The 13,929-nt window shown below is 36.4% G+C and carries 12 protein-coding genes; 5 read left to right on the top strand and 7 right to left on the bottom strand.

Annotated features, from left to right (window positions below):
- Positions 1–43: 43 nt before the first annotated feature.
- The 3 genes from BM327_RS11475 (at position 44) to BM327_RS11465 (ending at position 2,026) form a co-directional block, all read left to right on the top strand.
- Positions 44–1,258 (top strand): anthranilate synthase component I family protein, encoded by a 1,215-nt coding sequence (locus BM327_RS11475; RefSeq protein WP_090249768.1) that lies wholly within the window; start codon positions 44–46, stop codon positions 1,256–1,258.
- Positions 1,259–1,621: a globin domain-containing protein gene (locus BM327_RS11470; protein WP_090249764.1), complete on the top strand. Its 363-nt coding sequence runs from the start codon at positions 1,259–1,261 to the stop codon at positions 1,619–1,621.
- 75 nt (positions 1,622–1,696) lie between these two features.
- The gene (locus BM327_RS11465) at positions 1,697–2,026 is read left to right on the top strand and encodes a hypothetical protein (RefSeq protein ID WP_090249760.1); all 330 of its coding nucleotides are present in this window, start codon (positions 1,697–1,699) and stop codon (positions 2,024–2,026) included.
- A gap of 231 nt (positions 2,027–2,257) precedes the next feature.
- On the opposite strand, the gene gdhA is transcribed toward BM327_RS11465, so the two are convergent.
- The gene (gdhA, locus tag BM327_RS11460; RefSeq protein ID WP_090249757.1) at positions 2,258–3,613 is read right to left on the bottom strand and encodes an NADP-specific glutamate dehydrogenase; all 1,356 of its coding nucleotides are present in this window, start codon (positions 3,611–3,613) and stop codon (positions 2,258–2,260) included.
- 221 nt (positions 3,614–3,834) lie between these two features.
- Here gdhA and BM327_RS11455 point away from each other — a divergent pair, with 221 nt between their 5' ends.
- A complete protein-coding gene (locus tag BM327_RS11455) occupies positions 3,835–4,674 on the top strand; it encodes a hypothetical protein (protein WP_090249754.1) in 840 nt (279 codons plus the stop codon).
- A 71-nt stretch (positions 4,675–4,745) separates the two neighbouring features.
- On the opposite strand, the gene der is transcribed toward BM327_RS11455, so the two are convergent.
- Both der and era read right to left on the bottom strand, forming a co-directional pair.
- Positions 4,746–6,053 carry a ribosome biogenesis GTPase Der gene (gene der, locus BM327_RS11450; protein ID WP_090249749.1) on the bottom strand — a complete coding sequence of 436 codons (1,308 nt, stop codon included), beginning with the start codon at positions 6,051–6,053 and terminating at the stop codon, positions 4,746–4,748.
- A 1-nt stretch (position 6,054) separates the two neighbouring features.
- Entirely contained in the window at positions 6,055–6,930 is an 876-nt protein-coding gene (gene era, locus BM327_RS11445; protein ID WP_090249956.1) for a GTPase Era, read from the bottom strand.
- Between the two features lie 119 nt (positions 6,931–7,049).
- Here era and BM327_RS11440 point away from each other — a divergent pair, with 119 nt between their 5' ends.
- The gene (locus BM327_RS11440; RefSeq protein WP_090249746.1) at positions 7,050–7,691 is read left to right on the top strand and encodes a hypothetical protein; all 642 of its coding nucleotides are present in this window, start codon (positions 7,050–7,052) and stop codon (positions 7,689–7,691) included.
- A 223-nt stretch (positions 7,692–7,914) separates the two neighbouring features.
- Here the strand turns inward: BM327_RS11440 and BM327_RS11435 are convergent, their stop codons facing one another.
- The 4 genes from BM327_RS11435 to BM327_RS11420 all read right to left on the bottom strand — a co-directional run bounded on the left by BM327_RS11435 (position 7,915) and on the right by BM327_RS11420 (position 13,907).
- On the bottom strand, positions 7,915–8,355 hold the full coding sequence (locus BM327_RS11435; protein WP_139230350.1) for a hypothetical protein: 441 nt from the start codon (positions 8,353–8,355) through the stop codon (positions 7,915–7,917).
- Complete coding sequence (locus BM327_RS11430) at positions 8,339–9,400, bottom strand: DUF4221 family protein (protein WP_090249736.1); 1,062 nt, start codon at positions 9,398–9,400, stop codon at positions 8,339–8,341. The genes BM327_RS11435 and BM327_RS11430 overlap by 17 nt, the downstream gene beginning before the upstream one ends.
- 450 nt (positions 9,401–9,850) lie before the next feature.
- Complete coding sequence (gene secA, locus BM327_RS11425; protein WP_090249733.1) at positions 9,851–13,216, bottom strand: preprotein translocase subunit SecA; 3,366 nt, start codon at positions 13,214–13,216, stop codon at positions 9,851–9,853.
- 469 nt (positions 13,217–13,685) lie between these two features.
- Positions 13,686–13,907 (bottom strand): DUF2795 domain-containing protein, encoded by a 222-nt coding sequence (locus BM327_RS11420; RefSeq protein ID WP_090249729.1) that lies wholly within the window; start codon positions 13,905–13,907, stop codon positions 13,686–13,688.
- Positions 13,908–13,929: the final 22 nt, after the last annotated feature.

The following is a 13,929-nucleotide window of genomic DNA, read 5'->3' as shown; positions in this document are numbered from 1 at the left end:
ACTTTGAGTAAGACAAACTCAGGGTACAACTAAAAACACTCCAATGAAAGATTTTCCTATAGTATATCTCAATAGTAACGACGGTAGCGGACTCCTTGCTTTTGGGGAAGGACCAGTGATGAAAGCCAATGTTGGTAACGCTTTAAAAGATTTATATGATTTTACACAGACCCATAAAGAAAAGTACATGTTTGGGTATTTGGGGTATGATATCAAAAATGAAATAGAAGACCTGAAATCGGAGAATAATGATGGGTTAGGTTTTCCGGATATGTTTTTTTACGTACCGAAATATGTGGTAGAATTAAAGTCAGAAAATTTAAAGTTCTTAAGTGGCGATAGAGATACAGTGGCACTGGATTTCGTTGTTGATTTTTTGGAGAAGGAAATCATGGCTCAATACCCGAAACAGGAAATTAATTTTCAATCGAGAATTTCTAAGGAGGAGTATTTGGAGAAAATTAAAGGCTTGAAAAATCATATCCAACAGGGAGATATTTATGAGGTTACTTTTTGTCAAGAATTCTACGCCGAAAATGTGGATTTAATAGATCCCTTAGGGGAGTATTTTAAAATGAACAATGTTACCCGAGCACCTTTTTCGTCTTACATACAGTTTGAAGGGAATTATATCTTATGTGGTAGTCCAGAACGTTTTCTACAAAAAACGGGTGATGATTTAATTTCTCAACCGATTAAGGGAACAAGTAAGCGTGGGGCAGACCAAGAAGAGGATGTACGCTTGCGCGATCTGCTGACCAAAGATCCAAAGGAGAAGGCTGAAAATGTAATGATCGTGGATTTGGTAAGAAACGATTTGTCGAAAGTAGCGAAAAAGGGAAGTGTAAATGTGCGCGAGTTATTTGGTATTTACTCTTTTGAAACAGTACACCAGTTAATTTCTACCATACATGCTGATCAGAAAGAGGGAACAACCATCGTGGAGTTGTTGAAAGCGCTTTTTCCTATGGGAAGTATGACAGGGGCTCCTAAAATTAGTGCTATGGAACTTATTGAAGAGTTTGAATCTTTCAAGCGCGGGGTTTATTCTGGTGCTATTGGTTATATCAAACCCAACGGTGATTTCGATTTCAATGTAGTGATAAGAAGTATACTTTACAGTAAAGCCAATAGATATTTAAGTTGTCCGGTAGGAGGAGCCATTACGATTAACTCTAACCCTGAATCTGAATATGAGGAGTGCATTACAAAAGTTGATGCAATTATGAAGGCTTTAAACAACGGAGGAAAAAAATAGATGATGACAATATATGAGGTGATGGGAGAGCAGGCCATCAAAGAACTGGTGAATAGATTTTATGCACGCGTTTTTGAGAGTCCGGTTATATCTCACCTTTTCAAAAATGATATAGAAGAAATTAAAGATAAACAGTTTCGTTTTTTATGTCAGTTTTTAGGAGGGCCACAATATTATATAGAAAAATACGGTCCGCCGAGAATGCGAATGAGACACATTCCACACAAGATTACGGAGGAGGCAAGAGACGAATGGTTGCGCTGTATGAAGGATGCTATAGACAGTATGGATTTAGGAGAAAATTTAAGTTCGGCCCTATATAACTGTTTTCCAAAGCTTGCCAATCACATGGTAAATTCGTGAAAAAAAAAGTAGCGAATTATTATTGTTGAATTAGAAAATGGAATATGTTTGTTAAAGGAAATTAATCTTAATGCAATGAGTAAACCTAGAATTATGAAAGACTACGACCAATTGTCGGAGTCGGTAAAGGAGCAAATCAAATTGGTTTATCCAAGGGGTTTTGCGCATCACCTTATTAGTTTTAATACAAAAGACGGTGATGAAAAAATGGGCTTACCTTTTGAAACGGATGATGTGTATTACTTAGTGCGCATGAACAGGGTTAAGGCGATTAGTATAGTAGAAGACGATGATGATTTCGATGAAGACGGAATTTTAAGAGATGACGTTAGAGAGGAATATGAAGATAAACACGAAGACGTTGACTACTTAGAGGATAACGCTAATGATGACAACGATTTTTAAAAGTATTGAGCAATTGAGAATAGCTACTTCGAAAGGGGTAGCTTTTTTTTATTCAACAATTCAACAATTCAACAATTCAATAATTTGAAGGATTTGATGATTGTATCTTGGCACTGCTGGATAAGCTTGGGTTAAAACCTATTTTGTCAAACGGTCTAACCTTCTAAACATCTTTAAAACAAAAAAGCCGACTCCATTGGAATCGGCTTTTTTGATATATTTTGTTTTGGACTAAACCAAACCTTGATCGATCATTGAATCTGCAACTTTAACGAAACCTGCAATGTTTGCACCTTTCACGTAGTCAACAGTTCCATCTTCCATTGTACCGTATTTCACACACTGTTCGTGGATGCTTACCATAATTCCATGTAATTTAGCATCAACTTCTTCAGCTGTCCAGCTCATTCTCAATGAGTTTTGAGACATTTCTAAACCTGAAGTAGCAACACCACCAGCGTTAGAAGCTTTACCTGGAGAGAATAAGATTTTAGCAGCGTGGAATGCTTCGATAGCTTCTGGAGTAGAAGGCATGTTTGCACCCTCAGCAACACAGATACATCCGTTCGCCAATAAAGTTTTAGCTTCCTCTCCGTTCAATTCGTTTTGTGTAGCACAAGGTACTGCAACATCAACTTTTAATCCCCAAGGACGCTCTCCTTCGTGGAAAGATGCACCTTCGAATTTATCAGCGTACTCAGAAATTCTTCCACGTCTTACGTTTTTCAATTCCATTACGTAAGCTAATTTCTCCGCGTCAATTCCTGCTGGATCGTAGATGTATCCTTTAGAATCAGATAAAGAAACAACTTTACCACCGAATTCATTTACTTTTTCACAAGCGTATTGAGCAACGTTTCCAGATCCAGAAATTGCTACTGTTTTACCAGCAAAGCTATCTCCTCTAGTTGCTAACATTTCTTTAGCGAAGTAAATTGTACCGTAACCTGTAGCTTCTGGTCTAATTAAAGATCCACCCCAGTTACGTCCTTTACCAGTTAAAACACCAGTAAATTCGTTTCTTAATCTCTTGTATTGTCCGAACATGTAACCGATCTCACGTCCACCAACACCTATATCTCCAGCTGGTACGTCAGTATCTGGTCCAATGTGACGAGATAATTCTGTCATGAAAGATTGACAAAAACGCATTACTTCATTGTCAGACTTTCCTTTAGGGTCGAAATCAGATCCACCTTTACCACCTCCCATAGGAAGAGTAGTTAAAGAGTTTTTAAAGATTTGCTCGAATCCTAAGAATTTAAGGATAGACAAGTTAACAGAAGGGTGGAAACGTAAACCACCTTTGTATGGTCCGATAGCAGAGTTAAACTCAACACGGTATCCTCTGTTCACCTGTGGTTTTCCGTTGTCGTCTAACCAAGGAACTCTAAAGATGATAGTTCTTTCAGGTTCAACGATACGCTCTAAAATGTTGTGTTCTTTGTATTTTGGATTATCATTCATGAAAGGGATTACAGTTTCTGCAACCTCTTCAACTGCTTGAATAAATTCAGCTTCATGTCCATGAATAGCTTTTACTTTCGCCATGAAAGCATCAATCTCAGCTTGGAATTTACTTGCCATTATAATTTTTTTTTTGGTAAAGCAAATGTAATATAAATTTTAAATTCTGGAGGTTAGAAAAGTTACAGAAAAAGGGGGGTAGGATTAAAATAATGGAGGGGGGAGGAGGGGGATTAGGAGCTTGAAAGAAAAGTTGTTAAGTAGGTCGTTAGTTTCCAAAATTTTATTTTTTGAATGGATTTTCTTAACTTTTAGTGAATCAACCATTAACCTTAACTATCATGTCAGAATATGAATTCGTAAAACGATTTTCTACCGAGGAGGAGTGCTTTGATTATTTTAAAAAAGAAATAGATCAAAAACGACCAAAATGCCACCATTGTAAAAGTGAAAAGATAACCTGGAAGGATAAGCATAAATACTGGAGATGCTTGGATTGTAGAAGTAAAACGACCGTGAAGATGTTGACTTTTATGAAGAATTCTAAAGCAACATATAAGGAATGGTTGTATGCCATTTATTTTATTCTTGATGCAAAGAAACCTATGTCAAACAAGGAACTCCAGCGTAAGTTGGGATGTAAACACTATAAAAAGGTGTACTATATGTCCATGAAAATACGTTATGAAATCAGTAAAATTAATGACCGTCTAGTATTTAGTTTATGTAAGAAATTACCAGCCATGGATGAGTTGAAGATTAAGGATGGTAAATTACATGCATTACCAAAGAATTCAAGGTTGTACTTTAGCTCTCAAAACAAGGTGAAATTGTTGAGGTTTAAATTATCATTGATGAAATGTATTGAAATAAAAAACAAGTTACTTGATAAACCATTCAATAATTCCTTTCCCAAATTATATAAAGCTACTGAAATCTGCCCAATTGCTTGTGAAAATAACATTAGCAACACTACTTGTGTCTTAAATGAGAGGATGGATAAAATCTTACAGCACAATGTAAATAGGATCATAGAAGGGATTCATCACGGTGTAAGTCTTTTACATTTACAGGTATATTTAGATGAGTTTACTTTTAAATACAATCACCGAAAATATCAAATCCCTAAATACGAGTTGTTTTTTAAGAAGTGTGAATTGGGAAATTATCGACCTACTTAGATTTTTTATTACTTGAGACCAAAAAAAAGGAAGCCTCCCAGCTTCCTTCCTCTATCTTTCTAAATATCCATCTACTTCTTCCTGAAGAATATACGAATCGGAACTCCTTCAAAATCAAAGTTCTCTCTTAATTTATTTTCTAAGAATCGCTTGTAATCATCTCTAATGTATTGGGGTAAGTTACAGAAGAAAGCAAAGGCTGGGGCGTGGGTTGGTAACTGACTCACAAACTTAATTTTAATAAATTTCCCCTTCACCGAAGGTGGTGGATTGTGTTCCATCACTTCTTGCATAACATCATTCAATACTGATGTTGGTATTTTTCTAATTCTGTTTTCGTATACTTCCATCGTTGTTTCTAACGCTTTGTGTATACGCTGCTTTGTTAAGGCAGATGTAAAGATGATAGGAACATTGTTAAACGGCGCTAACTGCTCTCTAATCTTTTCTTCAAAAGCCTTGGTAGTAGTGTGGTCTTTTTCAATTAAATCCCACTTGTTTACCAATACTACAACTCCTTTGTGGTTTTTCTCACAGATGTAGAAAATGTTCAAATCTTGTTTTTGAATTCCTTCTTGAGCATCTATCATAAATACACAAACATCAGAATTCTCTATCGTTCTAATTGAACGCAAAACAGAGTAATATTCTATGTCCTCAGTAACTTTCGCCTTTTTACGGATACCTGCTGTATCAATAATTACGAAGTCAAAACCGTAGGCATTGTATCTTGTATTGATTGAATCACGTGTTGTACCACTAATATTAGTAACGATATTTCTGTCTTCACCAATCAAAGCATTGATCATAGATGATTTACCTACGTTAGGTCTTCCAACAAAAGCAATTCTTGGTAATCCTTCCTCTAGGTCTGTATCGTCCTCTTGGTCGAATTCTTTGATGATATCATCTAACAATTCTCCGGTTCCAGATCCATTCACTGCAGATAAGTCATAAACATCACCTAAACCTAATCCCCAGAATTCTGAAGAAAGACCAATTCTATCTGTGTTATCAACTTTGTTTGCGCCAATGAAGATTTTCTTTTTCGTCTTACGTAAAATGTTTACTACCGCATCATCCAAGTCTGTAATTCCTGTCATTACATCTACCATGAATATAATCACGTTAGCTTCTTCTATGGCTATCTTTACTTGCTTGGCAATTTCATCTTCGAATATATCGTCAGAACCTTGTACGTAACCTCCTGTATCAATTACAGAAAAATCAACACCACACCATTCTCCACGTCCATATATTCTATCTCGCGTAACACCGCTAACTTCTTTAACGATCGCCTTGCGCGATTCAGTTAGTCGATTAAAAAGTGTAGATTTCCCAACGTTGGGTCTCCCTACTATCGCAATAATGTTACTCATCTTAGTATCCGTATTTCTTTAATTTACCTTCAGAAGCTCTCCAGTCTTTGTCCACCTTAACAAAAGTTTCTAAGAATACTTTTTTACCAATGAATGCTTCTAAATCTTTTCGTGCGTCTATACCTATGTATTTCAGCATGCGGCCTTGTTGACCAATTATTATCCCTTTCTGTGAGTCGCGTTCAACTATGATTACGGCTCTTATTTTTACGATGTGTCCTTCGTCTTTGTAGTCGGTAATTTCTACCTGACAAGCGTAAGGCACTTCTTTTTTCGTGTTTAAGAAAATCTTTTCTCTTATGATTTCAGAAACGAAGAAACGCATCGGTCTGTCCGAGATCTCATCCTTATCAAAGTAAGGTGGGTTTTCTGGTAACAATTCCAATAAGATTTCCCAAACTGCATCTACGTTAAATCCATGCAAAGCAGAAATTGGTAAAACTCTAGCTTCTGGCAATTGTTCTTGCCAGTACGCCAAACGTTCTGCCGCTTTCTCCTGATCTTTGATGTCAATTTTGTTCACCAAACAAAGTACCGGACATTTCAATCTTTTGATTCTGTCTAGTGTCGCCTTGTGGTTCATTTCATCTTCAAAAATGTCTGTAATGAATAACAAAACATCGGCATCTTTTAAAGAAGATTCCACGTAGCTCATCATGGCATCGTGCAACTTGTAAGCAGAGTTTACAACCCCCGGAGTATCTGAAAAAATGATCTGATAATCCTCCTCATTTACAATACCGTGAATTCTATGACGCGTAGTTTGCGCCTTTGAAGTTACAATGGATAATTTTTCCCCAACCAATCGGTTCATCAAGGTAGATTTACCAACGTTTGGACTCCCTACTATATTAACAAAACCTGCTTTATGTGCCATAATCTCTAAAATCGAGTACAAAGAAACGGATTTTAATTCATTTAACATTAATTATTCAAGGCTGTGGGCGGAACAAAGCGTAGTTTTTATATTTTCGTAACACACTTAAATCAATTCTAATGAAAAAAATACTATTGTCATTCGTAGTGCTCGTATCTATAACGGCATGTAAAAAAGAAATTCCTGTACCCAACACACCACCAGAACCAAAAGAAATTGAAGATAGAATTTCCTATACGAAAGAGGGGAAGGACTATTCCATGAACGATGGTGAAAACAATGTAAACTACACCGGAGGATCTGGTCAAGTAATTATCGTAACGGGAGGTAACCAGCAGGATTATCACTATTTCTATGAAAATAAAGGTTTGGTAAGGAATAGAAACCAAAGCAATGAAGAGCTGCTAGAAATTGCTTTTGCTTACTACGCAGTTGACAAAGGGATTTATGAAGCCGACGTAGTTGCAGCAACGGAGGAAGTAGCTTATGTGGGAGCTCATCCTTTTCAGTTGAATAACAACGCCGGAATAGTAGTGAACTACTCGAAAGATCAGAAGAATTACACCACAAAGAATTTTTCGCAAGAAACGGATGCGTATGTGGATATCACAGAATCTTTCTTAAAAGAACAGAGTGAATATCATGTGAAACAAAAAGTAAAAGGGAATATTCCTTCCTGCAGATTAATAAATGAAATGGATGTTAACGATACGCTTATTTTAGAAAATATTTCGTTTGAGTTGCTGTATTACTTCAATTGAAATGAGAAGCTAGACACTTAGATTTCTAGAGATCTCGAATAATTCTACCACCACTCAAACTGAAATTGCTCAAATCCATCAAATTTTTAAATCACAGACGCAAGTCTGTTCTTAAATCCTTAAATAAAAAAAAGGCTACCCAATGGATAGCCTTTTTTTAATCTATGTTGTACGGTGTTTATTTACTGTGAAATAGAAAACTCTCTAAAACCAGATTTCTTTATCAGTTTAATAACCTAAGACCACCTGATTCCAATTGCTCGTAATACAGAATTTTCGAACTTTCAATGTTGTTTTTTTTCCAGTTTTCCAGTTTTGAATAGTCCCATAGTAATTTTGGAAAAGCTTCATGAAACTTGAAATAAACAGAGGAGTCGTTAAAAATCACTCTAATTTCTTCATTTTTAGGTAAAACCATGAAAAAGTTGTCGATAAAACCTTGCGAACATTGAGCACAATTACCATAATCTATCAGTGCGTATTTTGGTGCATATTCAAATGTAGATATAAAAGATTCAACTCGGTTTTTGTAATTTTCTTTGGTGTACATTTCAATCTTAGAGTAAGTATTGACATTGTCTTTTTCAATTGAACTGCATGACGTAATTGTGAAAAGAAAATATAGTAGAGTATATAATCCGTAGTTTTTAAAATTTATAATCATATATTTCAATGTTTTCGTTGTGAATTTTGAGCTGAACTAATCCATGTTTTTCAGAGTCGAATAAACAAAGTATTTTTTTTGTTTTGATGTTCCCTAAATATTCCCAATCTGAATTATAAAACACAATTTCATTCTGTGTTTGGTTAGAAGAATTTTCCTTAGTAATGAAATGTCTTGTGAGCAAATTGGAGTAGGTATGAGCTTGGGTAAATGCATAGTGAGATATTTCTTGGTTAAATTGATTGAATACCTCAGATTGTAAGTTCTGAATTTCTTCATATGGTATAAACGGAAAGTTATTGTTCTGTTCTGTACCAAAATACCTTGTATCAACTTGATTCCCTTGTTTGTCGTAAATATATGCAGAGTCGTTATACGGAAATGTAAAGATATGTTCACCTTTACTATTCACGATTCGATCTGGAATAAATTTGAAACCGTAACATTTAGATTGATATTCTTTGGGATAAGTCATTTTCAAAAAGTCATGTTTTAAAGTGTTCAAGTCTACTTTCAATTGAAGAGGTTGTCTGTATAACAATTGACTTTTATATGTTTTCTTGATGTTGGGGAAGTATTCAATAAAAAGGTTGTTGTTTTCAATAATAGGATTGAATCCAACAGGGTTTAAATTGGAAATGTACCCTTTAGGAAGTGTTCCAAAGGCATTCTTACTAAGTAAACTCGAATTCTGGTTAAATACCATCAATGTATCCCCTGTGAATAAATAGGTGTTTAACGAACTTTCATCAATAGCATAGGCTTCCAAATGAAAATTGGAAGGTATGCCTAGAACTTTTTCAAGCTCGAAATCATTAAGGTTTAATTTGAATACAAATAAGCTGTCTGTTCTAGCACCTGTCAAGTAAATATTGGACGAATTAGGGTATTGTATGGCATAAGATAGAGAAAGGTTTAAATCTTTGGAGTTAATAGTTTTGATTTTTGTTTTTTGGAGATGGATTAATTGATTTTTAAGTTCAGAACGAGTTGTACTCGAACAACTTTGAATCAAAAGGAGTAGAATGATGAGTTTGAATATCATATTTTGAAAAGTAAGATGGGAACCTTTGGTAATATCCCAAAAAGTGTGTCAGATTAATTTATTCTTTTTTTGAAATTAATTTAGGTATTGATTTAAAAAAGGTATCAATACAAATACCTTGAGTTGGTTAAGGCCTTTTCCAATCGAAGTAAACCTAAAAAAAAAAACATAAATATCAAGGGTTATGTAAATAATTCTTTTGAGTGGTTGAGTTACTCCAAATTAAAGAAAATTTATACTAAAAGAAAACTCCTAGAGGATCTAGAATAATTCTAACCCCATTCTAACTGAAATTCCTCAAATCCTAACAAACGTCCACAAGTTCTCGAGTGGAGTGCTGTTTTGAGCGACAGTCGAAGTACCGAAACATGAATCCTTAAATTTTTAAATCCTTAAATAAAAAAAGGCTACCCAATGGATAGCCTTTTTTCAATTTATGTTGTACGGTGTTTATTTACCGTGACATTGCTTGTATTTTTTACCACTTCCACATGGACAAGGAGCGTTACGCTCTATTTTCTTGTCTGCTACTGCAGGTTGTGGTTTTGGAGCACTTTGTCTCGCTGAGTTCGCCATTGCTTCGTCGTAACCTTGACTACCTTGGAATTGTTGAGGAGCTGTAGCCGTTTGGTTGCTCGCTTCTCTTTCAATTGCTTTGGCTTTGTCGTAATGATTCTCTGCCTGAACTCCTTGGTTAGAGCTCTGAACCTGTTGTTGAACTGGAATAATCGCTTTTACTAAGAATTCAGTAGTTTCCTCATTCAATCTATTCATCATTGCCTTAAACAAGTTGAACGATTCAATTTTGTAAATTACTAATGGATCTTTTTGCTCGTACTGTGCTTGACGTACAGCTACTTTCAAGTCGTCCATTTCTCTCAAATGCTCTTTCCACTCATTGTCTATCAATCCTAAAACAATCGCTTTTTCGTAGTTTTTGATGATAGACTTACAGTTCGTTTCTTTTGCTTCCTTAATCGTAGAACTCACTTCCATACCACGTCTTCCATCTGTAAATGGAACTTTGATGTGTCTGTCGTGATTCGCCGGATCTTGGTATAAGTTCTCTATCGTTGGCATAACCATCTGCGCCAACTTCGCGTTTTTCTCTTCGTATTTTGTAAGGGCTTTGTCGTACACCTCGTTGATCAAATCATCCTTCTTCATAGAATCGAATGCTTTCTCATCAACTGGTGATTGAATACCCAAGGTACGGATCAAGTCTAATTCGAAATCTTTGAAAGAACCTGGTGCGTTGTATTGGTTACAAATCGTCTCAGCCATGTCGTAGAACATGTTGGCGATGTCTAAATCTAAACGGTCTCCGTACAATGCGTTTTTACGTTTCTTGTAAATCGCCTTACGTTGCGCGTTCATTACATCATCATATTCTAACAAGTGCTTACGGTTACCAAAGTTGTTCTCTTCAACTTTTTTCTGCGCTCTTTCAATCGACTTAGAAATCATGTTGTGTGTAATCACTTCACCTTCTTCTAATCCCATTCTGTCCATCAAACGTGCAATACGCTCAGAACCGAATTTACGCATCAAATCATCTTCTAAAGAAACAAAGAATTGAGATGAACCTGGATCTCCTTGACGTCCAGCACGACCTCTTAACTGTCTGTCAACACGTCTAGAATCATGACGTTCCGTACCGATAATTGCTAAACCTCCAGCTTCTTTAACACCCGCTTGAAGTTTAATATCTGTACCCCTTCCGGCCATGTTGGTTGCAATCGTAACTGCTTTAGGTCTACCTGCTTCCGCTACAATTTCAGATTCTCTTTGGTGATGCTTGGCATTCAATACATTGTGCTGAATTCCTTTCATCTGAAGCATTCTACTCAACAATTCAGAAATCTCTACCGTAGTGGTACCTACCAATACAGGTCTGTTTTGTTCTGTTAAGCGTTGAACCTCTTCAATAACAGCATTGAATTTCTCACGCTGTGTTTTGTATACTAAATCGTTTTTGTCTTCTCTGGCTATCGGACGGTTGGTTGGAATTACTACAACATCCAATTCGTAGATGTCCCAGAATTCTTTCGCTTCCGTTTCCGCTGTACCCGTCATACCCGATAACTTGTGGTACATTCTAAAGTAGTTCTGTAAAGAAACCGTAGCGTAAGTTTGTGTAGCCGCCTCAACTTTTACATTTTCTTTCGCTTCTATGGCTTGGTGCAATCCGTCAGAGTAACGTCTACCTTCCATAATACGACCTGTTGACTCATCAACAATCTTTACTTTACCTTCTTGAATAACGTATTCTACTTCTTTCTCAAATAAAGTGTAGGCTTTCAACAATTGGTTAATAGAGTGGATACGCTCAGATTTGATAGAGTAATCTCTAATCAATTCATCTTTCTTCGCACTTAACTCTTCAGGTGTTAACCCTGCTTTTTCTAATTCTGCAATCTCCGAACCGATGTCTGGTAAAATATAGAATTTAGGATCATCATTTCCAGAAATTAAGTCAATTCCTTTATCCGTTAAATCTATTGTATTGTTTTTCTCATCAATTACGAAGTATAATTCGTTATCGATAATTGGCATTTGCTTGTTTTGCTCTGCCATGTAGAAGTTCTCTGTCTTTTGCAAGTGCGCTTTCACACCTGGCTCAGATAAGAATTTGATCAATGCTTTGTTCTTGGGTAAACCTCTGTAAGCTCTTAATAATTTCTTACCACCTTCTTCTAAAGCTGTCTTTTGTGCTTTCTTGTCTTCAAGTGGTGCGTTAATTACAGCCAATTCTTTCTTTGCTTCAGCAAAAACTTTTGTAATCAATGCTTTTTGAGCACTTACTACTTTTTCTACCAATGGTTTTAAAGCCACAAATTCTTGTTGGTCACCTCTTGGTGTTGGACCAGAAATAATCAACGGCGTACGTGCATCATCAATCAATACACTATCCACCTCATCTATAATAGCGTAGTGGTGCTTTCCTTGTACAAGTGATCCTAAATCACTTGCCATGTTGTCTCTTAAGTAATCGAAACCAAACTCGTTGTTTGTACCAAAAGTAATGTTGGCACGGTAAGCTTTTTTACGCGCTTCTGAGTTGGGTTGATGTTTGTCTATACAATCTACCGTTAAACCGTGGAATTGGTAAAGCGGCCCCATCCACTCAGAGTCACGTTTTGCTAAGTAGTCATTCACCGTTACTACGTGAACTCCTTTTCCAGCCAAGGCGTTTAAGTAAACAGGTAATGTTGCTACCAAGGTTTTACCTTCACCGGTTTGCATCTCAGAAATGTTTCCGTTGTGCAACACAGCTCCACCCATCAACTGTACGTCGTAGTGTACCATGTTCCATTCTACTTCAGATCCAGCAGCTGTCCATTTGTTGGCCCAAATTGCTTTGTCTCCATCTATGGTAATACCATCACTTTTTAGTGAAAGCTCTCTGTCCAAATCTGTAGCCGTAACTACTAACTGTTTGTTGGCAGACCATCTTCTTGCTGTTTCCTTAATCGTAGCAAAAGCGTCTGGAAGAATATCTTTTAAAACTTCCTCTATCTTCTTGTCTATCTCTCCTGATAAGTTGTCTATTCTATCAAAGATGCTCTCTTTTTCAATCACAGATGTTGCAGGATCATTCGCTTTCTTGTCTAAGTCAGCTACTTCGTTTTCTAATTCAGCAGTTGCCTTCGCAATTTGCTCCTGAAAAGATATGGTTCTAGCTCTTAATTCGTCATCGCTGATAGATGATAGGGTAACGAAAATCTCGTTTGTTTTATCTATAATAGGTTGATAGTCTTTTCTGTCTTTCACAGATTTATCACCTAATAATTTTTTTAATATTCCTCCAAGCATGATGGCTTCGTATTTTTTTATTGTCGTCCCAAAAATAGTGTTTTGTTAAAATTTAGAACGACCTTTTGTTGTTTAATTCGTTTCCCTGGTCTTGTCACAAACCATTCCAGTTGTGTTGGGGTGACACTCTGTCACCTTCGTTACCAAAAATCGACTAGTCGCGTCAGATTTAATTTCGGTAGAGGAGTAGTTGTATGACAAAAAAGCGGGATTGATTACCGGCGTTAATTCCTTGCTAACAATTTATTTACAAATTGATAATGAGAGAAAAGTAGGGTAGGGCGCTCAAGCGGGCTATGCGCTTTAGTCCTTGGCGGTAAAGTCTATTTTGTCAGGTCGTTTTAAAGCTTCTTAGGTCGCTTTCAAACTTTCACAAAATATAAACTTTCCCTCTGCAGAGCTATCGCTGCTATCCCTAGCGCAAAAGGCAAAAAAAATCCCGATTCATCAAGAACCGGGAAATATTTTATTAATATTCGTCCTCGTTAAAGAAGAAGTCTTCTTTGGTCGGATAATCAGGCCAAATATCTTCGATGCTTTCGTAAATCTCACCTTCGTCTTCAATAGCTTGTAGGTTTTCTACTACCTCTAAAGGAGCTCCAGTTCTAATTGCGAAATCAATTAATTCATCCTTTGCTGCTGGCCACGGTGCGTCTTCTAAGTAAGAAGCAAGTTCTAGAGTCCAATACATATCTTAAGTTTTTAAAAGTCTT

This window comes from Lishizhenia tianjinensis (genome assembly GCF_900116425.1).
In the GTDB taxonomy this organism is placed as follows: domain Bacteria; phylum Bacteroidota; class Bacteroidia; order Flavobacteriales_D; family Crocinitomicaceae; genus Lishizhenia; species Lishizhenia tianjinensis.
The sequence above is the reverse complement of the archived record's forward strand: the minus strand, read 5'-3'. Positions and strand labels throughout refer to the sequence as shown.

Coding starts and splice junctions, on each gene's coding strand:
- BM327_RS11455 (WP_090249754.1), top strand. CDS start 3,835: ATGTCAGAATATGAATTCGTAAAACGATTTTCTACCGAGGAGGAGTGC.
- era (WP_090249956.1), bottom strand. CDS start 6,930: ATGGCACATAAAGCAGGTTTTGTTAATATAGTAGGGAGTCCAAACGTT.
- BM327_RS11430 (WP_090249736.1), bottom strand. CDS start 9,400: ATGATATTCAAACTCATCATTCTACTCCTTTTGATTCAAAGTTGTTCG.
- BM327_RS11420 (WP_090249729.1), bottom strand. CDS start 13,907: ATGTATTGGACTCTAGAACTTGCTTCTTACTTAGAAGACGCACCGTGG.
- BM327_RS11435 (WP_139230350.1), bottom strand. CDS start 8,355: ATGATTATAAATTTTAAAAACTACGGATTATATACTCTACTATATTTT.
- BM327_RS11465 (WP_090249760.1), top strand. CDS start 1,697: ATGAGTAAACCTAGAATTATGAAAGACTACGACCAATTGTCGGAGTCG.
- BM327_RS11470 (WP_090249764.1), top strand. CDS start 1,259: ATGATGACAATATATGAGGTGATGGGAGAGCAGGCCATCAAAGAACTG.
- secA (WP_090249733.1), bottom strand. CDS start 13,216: ATGCTTGGAGGAATATTAAAAAAATTATTAGGTGATAAATCTGTGAAA.
- der (WP_090249749.1), bottom strand. CDS start 6,053: ATGAGTAACATTATTGCGATAGTAGGGAGACCCAACGTTGGGAAATCT.
- BM327_RS11475 (WP_090249768.1), top strand. CDS start 44: ATGAAAGATTTTCCTATAGTATATCTCAATAGTAACGACGGTAGCGGA.
- BM327_RS11440 (WP_090249746.1), top strand. CDS start 7,050: ATGAAAAAAATACTATTGTCATTCGTAGTGCTCGTATCTATAACGGCA.
- gdhA (WP_090249757.1), bottom strand. CDS start 3,613: ATGGCAAGTAAATTCCAAGCTGAGATTGATGCTTTCATGGCGAAAGTA.